The sequence below is a fragment of the Halohasta salina genome (assembly GCF_024178165.1).
GTDB lineage: Archaea > Halobacteriota > Halobacteria > Halobacteriales > Haloferacaceae > Halohasta > Halohasta salina.
Window position 1 is genome coordinate 356,955 of the sequence record NZ_JAMZIE010000002.1, and the last position, 17,601, is coordinate 374,555.

The 17,601-nt window shown below is 65.4% G+C and carries 15 protein-coding genes; 7 read left to right on the forward strand and 8 right to left on the reverse strand.

Translation table 11 applies throughout. From position 1 onward, the window contains the following. Positions 1–83 precede the first annotated feature (83 nt). Both rqcH and fba read left to right on the forward strand, forming a co-directional pair. The gene (rqcH, locus tag NKJ34_RS05845; protein ID WP_253737342.1) at positions 84–2,216 is read left to right on the forward strand and encodes a ribosome rescue protein RqcH; all 2,133 of its coding nucleotides are present in this window, start codon (positions 84–86) and stop codon (positions 2,214–2,216) included. Between the two features lie 69 nt (positions 2,217–2,285). Continuing rightward, entirely contained in the window at positions 2,286–3,278 is a 993-nt protein-coding gene (fba, locus tag NKJ34_RS05850; RefSeq protein WP_253737343.1) for a class II fructose-bisphosphate aldolase, read from the forward strand. Here the strand turns inward: fba and NKJ34_RS05855 are convergent. From NKJ34_RS05855 to NKJ34_RS05865, 3 genes are all read right to left on the reverse strand, one after another. Then, complete coding sequence (locus NKJ34_RS05855) at positions 3,275–4,021, reverse strand: bacteriorhodopsin (protein WP_253737344.1); 747 nt, start codon at positions 4,019–4,021, stop codon at positions 3,275–3,277. The genes fba and NKJ34_RS05855 overlap by 4 nt on opposite strands. Then, the gene (locus NKJ34_RS05860) at positions 4,021–5,484 is read right to left on the reverse strand and encodes a methyl-accepting chemotaxis protein (RefSeq protein ID WP_253737345.1); all 1,464 of its coding nucleotides are present in this window, start codon (positions 5,482–5,484) and stop codon (positions 4,021–4,023) included. Before NKJ34_RS05860 ends, NKJ34_RS05855 begins: the two co-directional genes overlap by 1 nt. A 408-nt stretch (positions 5,485–5,892) precedes the next feature. Next, positions 5,893–7,428 carry an ATP-binding protein gene (locus NKJ34_RS05865; RefSeq protein WP_253737346.1) on the reverse strand — a complete coding sequence of 512 codons (1,536 nt, stop codon included), beginning with the start codon at positions 7,426–7,428 and terminating at the stop codon, positions 5,893–5,895. A 311-nt stretch (positions 7,429–7,739) separates the two neighbouring features. On the opposite strand from NKJ34_RS05865, the gene NKJ34_RS05870 reads away from it, so the two are divergent. Genes NKJ34_RS05870 through NKJ34_RS05880 form a run of 3 tightly spaced genes read left to right on the forward strand, consistent with a single transcriptional unit; the run spans position 7,740 to position 10,503 of the window. Next, complete coding sequence (locus tag NKJ34_RS05870) at positions 7,740–8,912, forward strand: DUF4013 domain-containing protein (RefSeq protein WP_253737347.1); 1,173 nt, start codon at positions 7,740–7,742, stop codon at positions 8,910–8,912. Positions 8,913–8,965: 53 nt separating this feature from the next. Next, entirely contained in the window at positions 8,966–10,033 is a 1,068-nt protein-coding gene (locus NKJ34_RS05875; protein ID WP_253737348.1) for an mRNA surveillance protein pelota, read from the forward strand. A gap of 41 nt (positions 10,034–10,074) precedes the next feature. Beyond that, positions 10,075–10,503: a DUF8215 family protein gene (locus NKJ34_RS05880; RefSeq protein ID WP_253737349.1), complete on the forward strand. Its 429-nt coding sequence runs from the start codon at positions 10,075–10,077 to the stop codon at positions 10,501–10,503. Between the two features lie 17 nt (positions 10,504–10,520). Here NKJ34_RS05880 and NKJ34_RS05885 read toward each other — a convergent pair whose 3' ends face one another. Together NKJ34_RS05885 and NKJ34_RS05890 are read right to left on the reverse strand one after the other, a co-directional pair. Then, positions 10,521–11,519, reverse strand: a complete 999-nt coding sequence (locus NKJ34_RS05885; RefSeq protein ID WP_253737350.1) for an ornithine cyclodeaminase family protein — start codon at positions 11,517–11,519, stop codon at positions 10,521–10,523. 61 nt (positions 11,520–11,580) lie between these two features. Then, positions 11,581–11,802, reverse strand: a complete 222-nt coding sequence (locus NKJ34_RS05890) for a DUF8015 family protein (RefSeq protein ID WP_253737351.1) — start codon at positions 11,800–11,802, stop codon at positions 11,581–11,583. A gap of 312 nt (positions 11,803–12,114) precedes the next feature. On the opposite strand from NKJ34_RS05890, the gene NKJ34_RS05895 reads away from it, so the two are divergent. Further along, a complete protein-coding gene (locus tag NKJ34_RS05895; RefSeq protein WP_253737352.1) occupies positions 12,115–12,807 on the forward strand; it encodes a TMEM165/GDT1 family protein in 693 nt (230 codons plus the stop codon). A 21-nt stretch (positions 12,808–12,828) separates the two neighbouring features. Here NKJ34_RS05895 and NKJ34_RS05900 read toward each other — a convergent pair whose 3' ends face one another. Beyond that, on the reverse strand, positions 12,829–13,059 hold the full coding sequence (locus NKJ34_RS05900; protein WP_253737353.1) for a hypothetical protein: 231 nt from the start codon (positions 13,057–13,059) through the stop codon (positions 12,829–12,831). A 60-nt stretch (positions 13,060–13,119) separates the two neighbouring features. Further along, on the reverse strand, positions 13,120–15,888 hold the full coding sequence (gene alaS / locus NKJ34_RS05905; protein WP_253737354.1) for an alanine--tRNA ligase: 2,769 nt from the start codon (positions 15,886–15,888) through the stop codon (positions 13,120–13,122). A gap of 112 nt (positions 15,889–16,000) precedes the next feature. Between alaS and NKJ34_RS05910 the strand changes: the two genes are divergently transcribed. Continuing rightward, on the forward strand, positions 16,001–17,080 hold the full coding sequence (locus tag NKJ34_RS05910) for an aminopeptidase (protein WP_253737356.1): 1,080 nt from the start codon (positions 16,001–16,003) through the stop codon (positions 17,078–17,080). Positions 17,081–17,129: 49 nt separating this feature from the next. Here NKJ34_RS05910 and lrp read toward each other — a convergent pair whose 3' ends face one another. Further along, the gene (lrp, locus tag NKJ34_RS05915; RefSeq protein WP_253737357.1) at positions 17,130–17,594 is read right to left on the reverse strand and encodes an HTH-type transcriptional regulator Lrp; all 465 of its coding nucleotides are present in this window, start codon (positions 17,592–17,594) and stop codon (positions 17,130–17,132) included. Positions 17,595–17,601 lie beyond the last annotated feature (7 nt).

The following is a 17,601-nucleotide window of genomic DNA, read 5'->3' on the forward strand; positions in this document are numbered from 1 at the left end:
CCGACGGTGTCAGCCGAGCCGAGACCCGTCCGAGACGGCGACCGGAGCGACACCCCTTTTGTACGCCGTGGTGAAGCCACGCCATGGACCCCAAGCGGGAGCTTTCGAGCATCGACCTCGCCGCACTCGTCACCGAGTTGGGCCGGTACGAGGGCGCGAAGGTCGACAAGGCGTATCTCTACGGCGAGGATCTGTTGCGGCTCAAGATGCGGGATTACGACCGAGGCCGAGTCGAGTTGATGATCGAGGTCGGCGACGTCAAGCGCGCCCACATGGCCGACCCCGACCACGTCTCGGACGCGCCGGGTCGACCGCCCAACTTCGCCAAGATGCTGCGGAACCGCCTCGGCGGCGCGGATTTCGCCGGCGTCTCCCAGTACGAGTTCGACCGCATCCTCGTCTTCGAGTTCGAGCGCCCCGACGCCAACACGACGATCGTCGCCGAATTGTTTGGTCAAGGGAATATCGCGGTGCTCGACGAACACGGCGAGGTCGTCCAGAGCCTCGAGACGGTCCGGCTCAAATCCCGGACGGTCGCCCCCGGAGCCCAATACGAGTTCCCGGATTCGCGGGTCGACCCCTTGACTGTCGGCTACGAGGCCTTCGAGCGGGAGATGGCCGCCTCGACCACCGACGTGGTGCGGACCCTCGCAACGCAACTCAACCTCGGCGGGCTGTACGCCGAGGAGGTCTGTACCCGCGCGGGCGTCGACAAGGAACTCGACATCGAGGAAGCCGACGAGTCGACCTTCCGCGATATCTACGACGCGCTCGACGATCTCGCCACTCGTGTTCGCGCCGGCGACTTCGACCCGCGGCTGTATCTCGACGACGAGCGGGTGGTCGACGTCACGCCCTTCCCGCTGGCCGAACGCGAGGCCGAAGGGCTCGACGAAGAGGGGTACGACAGCTTCAACGACGCCGTCGACGAGTACTTCTACCGCTTCGACCGCTCCGACGACGAGACCGACGACACCGAACCCACCACGAGCAAGCCCGATTTCGAAAGCGAGATCGCCAAACAGAAGCGGATCATCGAACAGCAACAGCAGGCCATCGAGGGGTTCGACGAGCAGGCCGACGCAGAGCGCGCGAAGGCCGAGGCGCTGTATGCCAACTACGATCTGGTCGACGAGATCCTGACGACGATCCAAAGCGCGAGAAGTGAGGGCGTTCCGTGGGACGAGATCGGCGAGACCCTGCAGGCTGGAGCCGAACAGGGGATCGAGGCGGCCGCGGCCGTCGTCGACGTCGACGGCTCCAATGGAACGGTGACGATCGATCTCGGCGAGACGCGGGCGACGGTCGACGCGACCACCGGCGTCGAGAAGAACGCCGACGAACTCTACAAGGAGGCCAAACGCGTCGAAGAGAAGAAAGAGGGCGCGAAGGCGGCTATCGAGAACACCCGCGAGGATCTCGAAGCCGTCAAAGCCCGCCGGGAGGCGTGGGAGGCCGACGACGACGAGGGCGAGGGCGACGGCGACGAGGATGCGGAGGCCGACGGCGAAGACGAGTACGAGGAGGTCGACTGGACGGCCCGTCAGTCGGTCCCGATCAAGCGCAACGAGCAGTGGTACGAGCGGTTCCGCTGGTTCCACACCACCGATGGCTTTCTGGTCATCGGCGGCCGGAACGCCGACCAGAACGAGGAACTGGTCAAGAAGTACATGAGCCGCGGAGACAAGTTCTTCCACGCACAGGCTCACGGCGCGCCGGTGACGATCCTCAAGGCCACGGGGCCCAGCGAAGCGGCCAAGGAGATCGACTTCCCCGAGTCGACCTTACAGCAGGCTGCGACCTTTGCGGTCTCACATTCGTCGGTCTGGAAGGCCGGCCAGTATTCGGGCGACGTCTACATGGTCGACCCCGATCAGGTCTCGAAGACCCCAGAGAGCGGCGAGTACATCGAAAAGGGGAGCTTCGTGATTCGGGGCGACCGAACCTACTTCGACGACACGGCGGTCGACCTCGCGGTCGGCATCCAGTGTGAGCCTCAGACGCGTGTGGTCGGCGGACCGACCCCGGCGGTCGAGGAGAACGCCGCGACGCATCTCCGGCTCCAACCCGGCAAGTTCGCCCAAAACGATGCCGCAAAGCGGTGTTACCGCGAGCTCAAAGCACGGTTCGCCGACGAAGGGTTCGTCCGAAAGGTCGCCAGCGCCGACCTGATTCAGGAACATCTGCCGGCCGGCGGCAGCGAACTGGTCGACTAGTCGCCAGCGGTGTCGACCGAGTGGTGACAGGATGGGGTTTATTTCCGTCCACAATAATCCTTACAGAGTATGACGTTCCGTGGCGGTTCCGACCTGGCGACGGTGTACGACGACGCCCTCGAAGAGGGGTTCGGTCTGATCGCAAGCAACATCGCCGAACCGAACGTGCTGATCGGCCTGATCAAGGGGGCGGCACGCGTCGACTCCGATCTCCTCCTCCAGATGAGCAATGGGGCCTGTAGCTTCGCGGGCAACGGCGATCCGATCGCTGGACTGCGAGTGATGGGCACCTATATCGAACGCATTGCCGCCCCCTACGATATCGGGGTGTTCCTGAACATGGACCATCAGACCGATCTCAACACCATCGAGCGACAGATCGAGCTCGAAATCCCCTCCTCGATCATGATCGACGCCTCCCACGACTCCTTCGAGGAGAACGTCGAAAAGAGCAAACAGGTCGTCGACTGGGTCGAAGCCGCCGACGCCGACATCCTCGTTGAGGCCGAACTCGGGACGATCAAGGGGGTCGAAGACGAGATCGTCGCCGAGGAGGCCTTCTACACCGACCCCGAGCAGGCCGTCGAGTTCGTCGACCGGACGGGCTGTGATCTGCTGGCGATCTCGGTCGGCACCCAGCACGGCGTCGCCAAGGGGAAGGATCTCGAACTCCGGCCGGATCTGACCGAGGAGATCCGGGACGCCCTGCGGGACCACGGGCTCGACACGCCACTGGTCCTCCATGGCTCGTCGGGTGTCCAGTCCGACCAGCTTCAGGAGATGTTACAGCACGGCATCTGCAAGGTCAACAAGGACACCCGGTATCAGTACGAGTACACCCGGACGGCCTTCGACCGCTACCGCGAGGCGGCCGACGAGATCGTCCCGCCGGAGGGGATCGAAGACCACCGCGACAGCTTCTTCAACGACGTCGACTGGGCCCCCAACAAGGACCGGTTCGATCCCCGTGTGGCCGGCCGTGACATCCGCGAGCGCATCGCCGACGTCTACGCCGCCCTCGCCGAAGTCGCCGGGAGCGCCGGTCGGAGCGAATTTAGCTAGCTGGGATCGGCGCTCGCTGCCGGTGTGTCGGTCGACTCGGGTTCGGTTCCCCCGGATTCGGCTGCCAGCGGTTCGGTGCGGAACGCCGTTCGTTCCCGATAGACGAAGTAGACGTACGGCGTCTTGGCGACCACGTCAAGATAGGCGATGATCATCGCAGTGCCGGTGACCGAAACGTACCCAACCCCGGCAGGACTGGCTATCCAGATCACCGGGTAGGCGATCCACAGCAGTCCAACGTGGTTCTGAAGGATGCGGAACAGCCGCCGCCGGCTGGGATTGTCCTGAACGTACCTCGGGAAGACGAGATAGAGGATGGCCAGCAACACGAGGTGGAACGCCGCCGAGATGCCGAACCCGATCCACGTCCCGATCCCGGTCGCGAGCGTCGCAGCGAGTCCCGTGGCGATCATCAGCGCGTCGGCGAGCCCGACGCCGACGACCCACTTTCTGGGTGCGCCGGCGACGTAACCGGCGTAGCCGACCAGGATCGGCGTCGTCACGATCCAGTCGATGTATCTGAACAGGTACACCTCGTTTTCGCCGACCGTGATCACGCCGACCTCCAAGACCATCAACAGGTAGGAGATCGCCGCGAAGCCGGGGATGACCAAGAGCCACTTGAACTGGCCGGTGGCGTTGTCGACCGTCTCTTCGCGGAGCAACTTGAGGGCGATCCAGATCCCCACGAGCAGGCCGACGAAGCTCGTCGTGTAGGCGGCGGTCACTGCCGGATCGGCCATCAGAACCCGCCTCCCCTGGTCGCGCCCGTCGAACGACGTCTCCCGAGGTCGAACGTGTCGAGTTCACCGACCAGCTCGCGGGCGTTGCTATCGAACTCCTGGATGCGGCTCTCGATCCGCATGAACCCATCGCGCTGGTCGGTGATCGCGTCGGCGACGCTGGTCGCGGTCGACTCCAGTTCCCGACTCATCTCGGAGACGTCGTTGGTACCGGCCGCAATCGTCTGGACGGTCTCGGCCTGATCGCCGGTCGCATCGCTGATCTCGGCGACCCCGTTGTCGATCTCCTCGACGGCGTCGCCGATCCGGTGGAGGTTCTCGACGGCCTCCTCGACGGTGTCGGTCCCCCGAGTCACGCGCTCGCGGGTCGACCGCACCGAGTCGGCGGCGTCGTCGGTCTGCTCGCGGAGGTCGGCGATCATCGTGGCGATCTCGTCGGCCCGCGTGCGGGTCTCCTCGGAAAGGCTCTTGACCTCGTTGGCAACGACCGCGAAGCTCTCGCCGGCGTTCCCGCTGCCGCTGGCGCGGGCGGCCTCCGTCGAGGCGTTGAGCGCGAGCATGTTGGTCTGGTCGGCGATGTCGTCGATTACCTCGACGATATCGGTGATCTCCGCGGTGGTCTCGGTGAGCGATTCGATCGTCTCGACGGTCTCGGTCGTCTCCCGTTCGATGGCCTCCATCTCCTCGATCGCTTCGGTCGCGGCCTCGCGTGCGTCGGCACTCGCCGTCGTCGTATCGTCGGTGATCTCCGAGAGATCGTCGGTCGTCGCGGCGATCTGTTCGGCCGCCGCCGACATGTTGTCGGTGTCCATCGCGATCTCTTCGAGCCGCTCGCGCTGTCGGTTGGCGTTGTCGGTGATCTCGTCGGTCGTCTCGACGGCTTGGTCGATCGAGCGCCGCATCTCGTCGCTCAGCCCGGCGATCTCGTCGGTGTCCCGCTGGATCTCGGTGGCGAACTCGTCGACCGCTCGCAGTGCCGTCGTGAGATCCTCGATAGCGCGGTTGAACTCCCGGCCGATGGTCGCCATCGCGGCGCGGTCTTCGTCGACGTCGACGCGCTGTGTCAGATCACCGCCGGCGACCTGCTGCATCGTCTCGGCGTAGCGTTCGGCCGTCTGCTGGTAGGCCGTCGCCAGCTGCTTTGCGTCCTGTTCAGCCTCTCTGGCCTCCTGTTGGGCCTGTTCTGCGGCCGACCGAGCCTCGCTTGCCCGGTCGATCTCCTCGGCCAGTGACCCACGCATCGTGTCGATAGCCGAGAACAGCCGCCCGAACTCGTCGTAGCGGTTCGACTCGATCTCGGTGTCGAGTTCGCCCTCGGCGATCGCTATCGCCCGGGTTTCGAGCTCCTCGATCGACGCGATCGTGTTCGTTCCCGTAATAGATCCCAACGCCAGCAGCCCGGCCCACGTCATCATGACCGCCGCCGCCACGCTCCCGGTGACGACCCCCACGACGGTTGTCATGCTCCCGGTGATGACGTACCCCAGAACCAGCTTCGTCCCGTACGAACCTCGCAACGCATGCCCCATGTGTGGGCCCTACTCGATGTCGGTAAATATCCGTATTGATCATTATCGTTGTTGATAACTATCCTGTCAGTAGTCTGTTTTTGATTCGAGCCATACCCGTACTGCGATTTTTGCGATACTCTCGCACACAATTACCAAAGTAAAATCACTTTTCGATGATGTTTGACAGGAGCTATCGATCGAGTGGTGCCGCCGTGCGGGTCGATTCCGGGAACGGCATCGGCTCTGCCGACTCAGCTTTGGGGGGGTCTGCACCAGTAGCTACCGACGAGCAAGACTCCTCTGAGCATAGCCCTCACGTGGATCCCGTCGTCGACGCAGTCGTCCGGGTGTAGCCAGCGGTTACTGGTCGGGATGTCCGGCCCGAACCCGGCTGACGATGAGGTGGTGACCGGGGACGATGTCTCTCGTGGCGGTGTACTCGACCGGTCGACGGGTGCCGTCGGCACCGACAACCGCTACGGTATCACGTTCGGACTGGTTGGCTCGGAACCGCTCCCAAGCGGCTTCGAAATCGAACTCCTCGGGGAGGAACTCGGCGATCGATCGCCCCAACAGTTCCCGGTGGTCGAGGCCGAAAATGTCGGCCGCCGCCGGGTTCGCCTCGACGATTCGGCTGTCGGCGTCGACAATGACCATGGCATCGGAGCAGGCTTCGAAGGCGGCCTGATACTGGTCGTGGGCGCTGGCGAGTTCGGTGACTTTCGCGTCGACCGCCTGATCGACCGCCTGCGGCAGCCGGACGGTCATCGTCGTCCCGGTTTCGGCAGTCGTCGCCTCGATCGAGCCGCCGTGACCGGTGACGATCCAGTGAGCGAGCCACAACCCCAGCCCGCTGCCGTGGATCAGCGGCGTTTCGGCACCCGATTCGAGCACTGCCACCTCGTGGTCGGCGATCCCCGGACCGTCGTCGCTGATCTGTATCTCGATGTCGTTGGAGACGATCCGGAGCCGCACCGTTACCGTGGGGGCCTCGCCGCCGTGTTTGGCAGCGTTTTCGACCAACTCGGTCAGCGCCCGTTCGAGACTCGGCACCACCTGTCCGGTGACCGATTCCTCGCCGTCGACCCTGACGGTCGCCGCGGGATACTGGGCGTCGACGGTCTCGGCAACCGAGGTGACGAGCGCCGACAGATCGATCGGTTCGGGGTCGGTCTCGGAGCCGACGATCCGGTCGAGTTTCCGGGCCTTCTCACAGAGTTCAATGAGGTCGTCGACGGTGTCGATGGCGGTCCCGCTGGCGGCGGCGAGGTCCTCGTCGCCGGTCCGGTCGGCCAGCAGTTGGGTGTAGCCGCGGACGACCGAGAGCTTGTTCCGGAGGTTATGCCGCAACACCCGGTTGAGCACGGTCGAGAGGTTGGTCTGTCTGGTCAGTTCGGTCTCGTAGGTGTGGCGCTCGAGTTCGCGTTCGAGTAGCCGAGCGACCAGTTCGGCGAACAGGCTCTCGCACTCGGAGAACTGCTCGCGGGGGGCTTCGGCCACGAAACACACCGTTCCGTACGGCTCGCCGTCGACGACGATCCGCGTTCCGTGGTAACAGTGCAATCCCTGTGCCTCGAAGGCCGGATCGTCGGCCCACCCCTGCGTGGGCGCGTCGTGGAGGACGACGGTCCCCTCCGTGAGGGTGCGCCGGCAGTAGCTCATCTCGTAGTCCAGCCCCGACTCCGGCTGGCTAGCGTCGCCCGGTCCCGCGGTGGCCAACACCTCCCAGTACTCGGTATCGGCGTCGACGCGGGCGAGATAGCCACGGTCGGCGTCCAGAAACGCCCGCCCGACATCGAGGGCCTGTCGGGCCTTCGACTCGAAGGGATCATCGCTCCGAATGATCTCGTAGAGGGTCTCTCTGGCCGCCGCAGCGGTGTCGGGCTCCGGGGTCATGTCAGGCCTCCACAACCGGCGCTACTCGACGGGACTGTTCGGGGACTGCCCGGAGGGAGAGTGTCTATGGAGGGACGGAGCACAATCATAGTTGGTTACTAGTCGATAAATATGTACATCCTGTTTGTCCCCAATCGTTAGTGGAATTCGTTACAGTCGGTAGATTGCTGTCGGCGGCGGATGGCTGTCGACAGCGCGTGGGTGGCGGTGGCGGATGGCTGTCGACAGCATGTAGGTGTCGGCAGTGGGCAGCCACCGGGGCATCGGCCCCACCCAAGTACCTAATACCGGTGGGGTACTGGATACAGTCGATGCTGAGTGAGTCGCTCCGGGTGCCCTACCGGACCGACGACGCTATCGGAACGACCGCCGTCGGCTCGGTGTTGACCGCGCTGGTCGGCATCGGGAGTGTGGTCTGGATCGTCTTGCTAGCGGTGTGGCTTCCAGTCGGTCTCGCGGTCACGCCGGTCGTGGCGCTGCCGAGTCTGGTGTTGCGAGGGTATCTGCTCGACGTCGTCGACGGCGGTGTTCGCGGGCAGATCACCGCTCCCTCCTTCGTCCGGTGGGGCTCGCTGGCCCGCCGGGGGGCGGGTTCGGCGTTGCTTTCGGCGGTCTACCTGCTGCCGGCGGCGGTGTGTGTCGGCCTCGTCATCGGCGCAGGCGTCGCGACCGTGGTGTCGCCACCGGGGTTCGAGGGCGCGCTGCAGGCGCTGACCGGTGTCGTGATCATGGTCGCCGGCTTCGGGTTGCTCGTCTACGGGCTCGTCTACCTCTACGTCCGGCCGGCAGCCCGGGCGGTCTTCGCCACGACGGGGTCGGTTCGGGCGGCCCTCGGCGTCCGACGCGTCGCCCGAGTGGCCGTGACTGCCGACTACCTCACCGGCTGGCTGATCGCCATGGGGGTGTTGGCGGTCGGGCCGGCCCTCCTCCTGCCGCTCTTCGTCGTCGCCGGCGTCGTCGGCGTCGTCTCGCCGCCGGCCGGAGCGCTGCTGGTGGTGGCGACGCTGCTGTTGGGCGTCGTCTCGGGGTTCGTCTTCCGGGTGTCGGCGGCGTGGTCGACCGGCCGAGGAGCCGCGACCGGCCTCGAAACGCAGTTTCCGGCCGCGACTGCGACCGACGACGAGCCGGGTGTGACTCCCCGCGGTCGACCGACCCCCGACGGCGACACGCCCGGCGAGGCCATCGCGCCGGTCCAAACTGGCCGCACCGTCGGGAAGCGGGCAACCCCCGAGCCCGAACCCGAAATCCCGGCACACGATGCCGAACCGACGGCCGACGAGACAGCCGACAGCGACGCCGAGTCGACCTCGAAACACGACACCGAAGCGACCTCGGAATCCGACACCGAGACCGACGCCGAAGCGACCTCGGAATCCGACACCGAGACCGACGCCGAAGCGACCTCGAAATCCGACGCCGAGTCGACGGCCGACGAGGACGACTCGGCGTTCGTCTGGGGTGTCGATGACGCCGACCCGCGGTAGTCGCCCGGCGATCCAAACGGAAGGGTTGTTAGCCGGCCGGCTGAAGGGCAGGTATGCGAATCGCGAGCCGCGGTCGCGGCGAGGCGGGGCGAGAGCGGCTGACGCTCGTTCCCGAAACCGTCGACGACCTCTGGCATCTCTCCTACGTCCTCGAACCCGGCGATCTCGTCTCCGGCGACACCACCCGGCGGATCCAGCGCAACGACGACCAGATGCGGGACACCGGCGGCCAGCGGGAACACCTCTCGGTCACCCTCGAAGTCGAGAGCGTCGAGTTCGCCCGCTTCGCCAACCGACTGCGCGTCGGCGGCGTCATCACCGGCTGCTCGCGGGAGGACCAACTCGGCCTCCATCACACGCTCAACGTCGAGCCGCACGAGGAGCTGACGATCGAAAAACGGTTCAAGCCGGACCAGATCGAACGCATCGAGGACGCCGAAGCGGCGGCCGACAACCCCGAGGTCGCGGTCGCCACCGTCGAGGAGGGCGAAGCCTACATCCACCTCGTCAAGGAGTACGGCGTCGAGGAGTACGCCTCGTTCACCAAACCCACCGGGAAAGGCGAGTACTCCCGCCCCCGCGCGGAACTGTTCGGGGAACTCGGCGACGCGCTGAGCCACCTTGAGGTGGCGGCGATCATCCTTGCCGGCCCCGGCTTCACCAAACAGGACGCCCACGACTACATCGCCGAGGAGTACCGGGATCTCGCGGACCTCATCACCGTGGTCGACACCTCGGCGGCAGGGGGCCGAGGGGTCCACGAGGTGCTCAAACGCGGGGCGGTCGAGGAGGTCCAGGACGAAACCCGGATCGCCCGCGAGGCCGAGACGATCGACGAGCTGATGGAACGGATCGCCGACGGCGCGAAGGCGGCCTACGGGATCGAGGCGGTCGCCGAGGCCACGGAGTTCGGCGCGGTCGAGGAGCTACTGGTGCTCGACGAGCGGCTCCGGGAGGAGCGACAGGGTGACGGCGAATGGACGGTCGACGTCAACGAGGTCATCAAAACAGTCGAACAGAAGGGCGGCGAGATTACGGTGTTCTCCAAGGAGTTCCAGCCCGGCCAGCAGTTGAAAAACCTCGGCGGGATCGCCGCGCTGCTCCGCTACCGCCTGCAGTGACTGTCGGAACGGTTTAATCGCCGGCCCGTCTGGCTCCGGTCGTGAGCGATACCGCGACACCGGGCCGGAGCCTGATCGGACGGGTCGAACGCTGGCTGGAGTACATCTTCTACAGCGGCGTCGAACTCGCCGTCCTCGCCAGCCCAGCGCTGCTCGCCCTGCTGTACTGGCCGGCCTACGACATCGACGCGAGTTCGATCGCCGGCCTGTCGACGGTCGCCTTCGGGACGGCGTGGCTGGCGCTGTTCCGCGGTGGCTACCTCCCGGTCGGCGAGTTCCCTCGGTTCGGCAACCTCGGCTCGCTGCCGCTGCGACTCGGCTACTACTCCGCGACTGTCCTCGGAGCGACGTGGCTCGGCGGCCTCGGCTGGCGGCTCTCGGGGTCGCTGGCGGCCGCCGCCCTGCTGCCGATCGGGGCGACGTGGCTCGCCTTCGCGGCGTTTCCCCGTCTCCACCGGCGCCTGCAGTAGCCCGGAGTAATCACTTCCTACCGCCCGGTTAGGGACTCACTAGCCGGCGCGAACTGGATCGTCGACCCCAGACCCTGCTCGGTGGCTCGCTCGTAGAGCATGCCGGCGGCCGCGACGGTCTCGATTCCCGTCCCGCCGCTGTCGAAGACCGTGATCTCCGCGTCGGTTTCCCGGCCGGCGGCGGAGCCGGCGACGACCTCGCCGAGTTCGGCGTGGACGTGGCGCTCGTCGACGACCCCCTCGTCGACCGCGTGGATGAACGAGCCGGCGTCCTGCATGACCCGCTTGCGGAGGTCCGGCACGTATTTCGATCGCTTGATCGTCGTCGTATCGAGTTCCCGTTTGTTTGGGGAGTACTGCCCCATCGCAGTGACGTGGGTGCCGGGAGCCAGCCGGTCGCCGTCGAACACCGGTTCGGCGGCGTTCGTGGCCGTGATGACGATATCCGCATCGGAGACGGCGGCGGCGCTGTCGTCGACGGCCCGCACCTCGCAGTCGAGGGTGGCGTCCATTTCGGCGGCGAAGGACTCGCGGTGCTCCCGTGTCGGCGAGTAGACCCGAACGTCGGAGAGATCCCGAACCGTGGCAGTCGACCGAAGCTGGCCGCGGGCCTGCGGCCCCGAGCCGATGAGTCCGACCGTCTCCGCGTCGGCGCGGGCGAGGTAGTCGACGCCGACGGCCCCAGCCGCCCCCGTCTTAAACGGGTTCATGCTCGCGCCGTCGAGGAGGGCCAGCGGCTCGCCGGTCTCGGCATCGAACAGCGGCGTCACGAACCACGCATCCCGCTCGCCGAAGCCGGCCGCGTAGGTGTAGCCGCCCATGTAGCCCGACTCGGGGAGGATCGCCGCGTACGTCGTGAGCATACCGGGTGGCGACTCGTTGACGAGCTTGGTTCGCGGCTCGGCGGTCCCGCCCGCACCGTGCTGGCGGTAGCCCGCCTCGACCGCCGCAACGTAGTCGACCGGCTCGGCGAGGTCCGCGATCTCGTCGCTCCGCAAAAACAGGGTGTCGGTCATCGTGGCTCACTCCACGGCGTGAGCCACAAAAAGCCCTCCCGGTCGACGCCGAACGGCACCGCTAGTCGCTGGTGGGTGGCCGAACGGTCGACCGCTGGTCGGCCATCGGATCGGTCTCGCCGGGAACGTTGACGAACAGCGCGTGTCCGATCACCAACACCGATGCCCCGGCTCCGACCGGCACGGCCAGTGTCAACTGTACGCCCGCCAGAAACAGGAGGGCGGTCAGTCCGAACAGCACAGCCGGAATCAGGCCAAGCACGTAGTCGTAGTACCGGGTCATAATACATGACATACTATGGATGGGTGGCATATAATTTTTTCCAGTGGGCAACACACAGCCACGAGAGCTCATCGTCAAATGCGACTCATAACTTATGAGATGCAGCCGGCCGGAAACCGGCCAACGGAGCGGATTTCGTCGGGACTGAGTCACTGACCAGCCGGGAATACTCGGTCGGACGGCTCCCGACGGTAGCTGGTCGGCACGGAGAGTCGACGAAACGTGGAGATTATAATCACAAAGAAATAGATTAGAAATATCTAATAGTCGCATGCACCGACGAGTCGACCGACGCTGGCACTGGAGGAACCCATGGCTGGCTGGGTAGAGGTTCTGACCGTCGCGTTCGTCCTCCAACTGTCGGTGTTGCCCGGCGAGAAGGTCCAGTTCATCATCGCGGGGCTGTCGACGCAATACGATCCGTGGCTCGTGGTTGCAGCCGCGGGGACTGCGTTTGCCGGCTGGACCGGTCTGGAGATCCTCCTCGGGGAGGCGCTGAACACCGCACTTGAGCCCGTCTATCTCGACGCCATCACCGCCGCTTTCTTCGTGCTCTTCGCGGTACAGCTTCTCCGGTCGACCCCCGACCCGAACGGGCCGTCGGTCGATGACGGCGCGGTCGCTGACCCCACCGAAATCGACGTCTCGATTCGGGGCTACGAGGTGCCGGCGGCGCTTCGGGGGTTCCTCCCGATCTTCGCGCTGATGGCCGCCGGGGAGTTCGGTGACAAGACCCAACTCGTCACGATCGGGCTCGCCGCACAGTACGGGGCCCATCCGGCGATCTGGGCGGGCGAGATGCTCGCCATTATTCCAGTGAGTGCCACCAACGCGCTGTTTTTCCACCGGTTTTCCGGCCGATTCGACCGCCGGAAAGCCCATTTCGTGGGGGCAGGAATATTCGGACTGTTCGCCGTCGATACGATCCTCCAGATCGCCACGGGCTTTTCGATCTGGGAGACTGTCGTCGACCGGATTACAGCCGTCGTCTCGACACTCGTATGAACTGCTGTCGACCCGCAGGCCTCAGGCGTCGGCGAGCCAGTGTCCCCTTCGCAGCCGCGCGATGAGATTGATCGTAACGACCGCGGTGACGAACACGACCGTCGTCAACACGCCGACCAGTATCGATTCCCACTCTAATGGTGCCGACACAGGTGCCCAGTCGACGAGCGTTGCTCCGATCACCCCGGCAAGCCCGCCGAATACAGCAGTATACAACCGGTTCGGGAGATAGAACAGTTGGTACAGCTTCATACCGAATTCGTATCAGAATCTCAGTATAACTGGTACCGGATTACCCACCGGTTGGTCGACTCAGGCGTTCAGCACGCCGCGGAGGATCTCGGGGGCGTCGTCGAGAGCATCGTCGAGGGCGTCGACGTTCGGTCCCCCTCCTTGGGCGAAGTCCGGCGGGCCGCCACCGCCGCCGCCGACCTTGCCCGCGAGTTCGCCGACGACCTCGCCGGCGTTGATGCCCGCATCGTCCGGGACACCGACGACGAACACCGCGCTGCCGCCCTCGCCGCTGCCGAGGACCGCAATCGTGCCGTCGTCGACGAGGGCGTTGGCAGTCGCGCGGAGTTCACTCACGTCGGCGTCGAGCCGCTGGACGACTGCCGACTGGTCGCCGACCGCGATTTCGTCGGCCTCTGCGGCGGCGCGGGCCTCCGCGAGTTCGTCCTTCAGTCGGTCGATCTGCTTGCCGCGTTCCTTCCACTCGGTGAAGAACCGCTCGGCGGTCTCGGGAACCTCTTGTGGGTTCACATCGAGCACGTCGGCGGCCTCGTACAGCGCGTCCTCGGTGCGCTGGGTCGACTCGATGGCCGCCGCGCCCGCCGCGAAGACGAGCCGTTCGACGCCGTCCTGAACGGGCTCGGTTTTCAGCACCTTGATCGCACCGACCTTGCCGGTCCGGGCGACGTGGGTGCCTCCGCAGGCCTGCACGTCGTCGCCGATGTGAATGAGCCGGATGTTGGTTCCCGGCGGAATCCCGCCCTGATAGAGGTCGAAGCCGTGTTCCTCCTGAGCGTCGTTGCGGTGTGGCCACTCCTGTCGGACCGAGATATCTTCCCGTACCATCTCGTTGGCGATGCGTTCGATCTCCCGGACGTCCTCGCGGGTGATCCGCTCGTAGTGGCGCACGTCGAGCCGCGAGGAGTCGACGCCCTTCTGGGCGCCGGCCTGCCGGATGTGGTCGCCCAACACCTGCCGGGTCGCGTGGCCGATGATGTGGGTCGCCGTGTGGTGGGCCATCAGTCGGCGGCGGCGCTCGGCGTCGACCTGCCCGCGGACGAACTCGCCTTTGCCGGGGTCCCGATCCGTCCGGTGGAGGACGATGCCGTCTTCGATCTGGACGTCGGTCACCTCGGCGGTGGTCTCCTCGCTGGCCAGCGTCCCGTGGTCGGCGGGCTGACCGCCGCCTTCGGGGTAGAACATCGTCTGATCGAGCACGACGTCGTACCCCTCCTCGGCCTCGAAGACGTCGAGAACGACCGCCTCGAACTCCATGCGGTCTTGGTTCTCGTAGTAGAGTTTGTCCGTCTCGGGGAGGTCACCGAGTCGCTCGTCACGCTCGGCGTCGACCGCCGCCCCGCCGGCGTCGTCGTGGCGCGCGGCGACGAGCGAGTAGAAGTCGTCGGGGATCTCGACAGCGGCGTCGCGTTCGGCGGCGATCTCGGCGACCATATCCGGCTGGATGCCGTGGGAGTCGTAGAGTTCGATCAGCTGGTCGACCGGGATCGGCTCGTCAGTGTCGGCGTACTCCGCGGCCAACTGTTCGACCTTTCGGGAGCCTCGTTCGAGCGTCTCGCGGTATTTGGCCTCCTCAGTCCGGACGATGTCGCGGATCGTATCGCGGTTGTCGTACTCTAGTCGTTTGGCCTGCATGTCGACGAGTTCGTCGAGCGGCGCGTCGACGCCGACGTTGTCGACGAGTCGCTTGGTGCGCCGGAGCACCATCCGGGCGAGGTAGCCCGTCCCGACGTTCGAAGGGACGATCCCGTCGCCGAACATGTAGGCGAGGGCTCGGCAGTGGTCGGCAATCGCGTAGATGTCCTCCAGTGGCTCCATGAGGTCGGTGAGGTGGTCGACCGAGACATCGAGTCGGTCGGCGATTTCGCCTCGCGCCGTCTCCATGTCCTCGGCCTCGTCGATATCCATGTGGCCCGCGAGTTTGGCGGTCCGGTGGATCAACTCGGCCTCCTCGTCTGTGTGCTCGATTCCGGCGTGTTCTTTGAGGAAGGCGATCATCTCGGGGTAGACCGCCTCGTAGACCGTTGGGGTCCCTTGGCTCATCCACGTCCAGCGTTCGAGCCCGTAGCCGGTGTCGACGATGTAGGTGTCCATCGGGCTGTACCGGTTGCCGTCCTTCATTTCGTACTCGCCGTCGGGGTCCTGCTCCATCGACATGAAGACGAGCGTGGCCAACTCCGCGCCCTTGTAGATGACCTCGATGGCGGGCCCGGCGTTGCCGCCGCCGACCCACGGATCCTCGATGTAGGTGATCTCCTCTAAGTCGGCGCCGAGGGACTCGAAGAGGCCGTCGCAGTATTCGACGGTTTCGTCCTTCCAGTAGACCTCGCCCTCGTAGGCGTACTCCTCGTCGGCGTCCTCGCGAGTGTTGAACGCGTGGTGGGCCATCATCTCGAAGGCCATCGTGTGTCGACCGGTCTTGCCGACGTTGTCGATGTCCTGCATCCGGATACAGGGCTGGCTGATCGTCAGTGGGTTGGCCGGCGGCGGCGTCTGACCGCTGGTGACCAGCGGCTGGAAGTCGTAGATAGAGGCTTGGGTCAACAGCACGTCGTCCCGCCAGCGGTTGGCAGCGACCGGGTAGGGGTCGATGCGCTCGTGGTCGTGGTCTTCGAAGTACGAGAGGAACGCCTCGCGCATCTCTTCGAGGGTGTACTCCTCGTCGAAGCTTTGGTCGTCGATAAAGCGATAGTCCTCGCACGGCGGCTCACCGCAGAGTTCGCGGTCGTGGTCGCGCGTCCAGAAGTGGGCTCCGCACGACGAACACTCCCGGCGCACGAAGTCCTCGGCCTCGAAGTAGTCGAGACGGTACTCCTGCTCTAGGCTACTCATTACTTTCTTGTGGCCCATGACGCTCTAAAAGCGTTCCGACGACGGGCTGACGCCGGTCGACAAACCTCCGTTAGACAACGCCTATTTCAGCCAGCAACCCGCCACACAGGGTATGGACCCACGAATCCGCGAACACGCCGAGACGATCGTCGACCACTCGGTCGACATCGAGGAAGGGGATCGCGTCGTCATTCAGATGCCGGGGGAAGCCGAGGATCTGGCGGTCGCACTCCACGAACTGTGCGGCGAACGCGGCGCGATCCCGATCTGGATTGCCCACTCCGACCGGGCCTCGCGGGCGTATCTCCGCGCGGGTGGCGAGGAGTACGAAACCCCCGACCACCAGCAGGCGCTCTACGAGGAGACCGACGCGTTCATTATCGCCCGCGGCGGCGCGAACATCACCGAGACCAGCGACGTCCCGCCCGAAAACAACGCCGCCTACCGCCGAGCCGTGAAGCCGGTCCAGGAGGAACGGCTCTCGAAACGCTGGTGTCTGACCCAGTTCCCGACCAGCGGTCACGCCCAGCTGGCAGGCATGAGCACCGAGGGCTACGAGAACTTCGTCTGGGACGCCGTGGGCCTCGACTGGGATGCCCAGCGGGAGTTTCAGGCCCAGATGGTCGACCATCTCGATGCGGCGAGCGAGATTCGGATCGTCGCCGGCGAGGAGACCGACCTGACGTTCTCTATCGAAGGCAACGAGACGCTGAACGACTACGGCGAGAAGAACTTGCCGGGTGGCGAGGTCTTCACCGCACCGGTCGCCGACAGCGTCGACGGAACGGTCTTTTTCGACGTGCCGCGCTACCGCCAAGGCCGGGAGATCGACGACGTGCGACTCGACTTCGAGGACGGCGAAGTGGTCGACTACAGCGCGGGTCGCGGCGAGGACCTCGTCGGCGAGATCCTCGAAACCGACGAGGGGGCCCGCCGCATCGGCGAGTTCGGCGTCGGGATGAACCGCGCGATCGACCAGCCGACCTACAACATGCTGTTCGACGAAAAGATGGGTGACACGATCCACCTCGCGGTGGGGTCGGCCTACGAGGAGACCGTCGGCGAGGACAACGAGCGCAACGAGTCGGCCGAACACGTCGACATGATCGTCGACATGAGCCGGGATTCGAAAATCGAACTCGACGGCGAGATCGTGCAGGAAAACGGGCGGTTCGTCTTCGAAGACGACTGATCGCAGTGGCTACTGGTCGGTCGGCGTGTGCCGAGAAGGGTCCGGCCGGCTACTCCTCGTCGTTGAGGTCGAGTTCGAACTGCTCGTTTTCGGTGACCGCGTTGAGCACGACGCTCGTGTTCGATTCGCGGATGTCGACGTCGGTCAACAGCTCCTTGATCTGGCTGTTCATCCCATCGGTGTCGGTGAACTTCCCGATGGCGATGATGTCGTAGTCGCCGGTGACCTCGTAGACGCTGATCATCTGTTTCTGCTCGCGCAGCCGGTCGGTGATCTCGGGGAGGGCACTCCCCTCGACTTTGAGGTGGATGACTGCGGTGACGTCGTACCCCAGCGCGTCGTAGTCGACGACGGGGGTGTAGCCGTTGACGACCCCTTCGGCTTCGAGGTCACGCAGGTGATTCGAGACCGTCGTGACCGAGACATCGAGTTCCTCGCCGAGGCTTCGTAGACTGGCCCGACCGTTGCCGAGTAGTGCATTGATCAACTTGGCGTCCAAGTTTTCGTACGTCATTACAGTT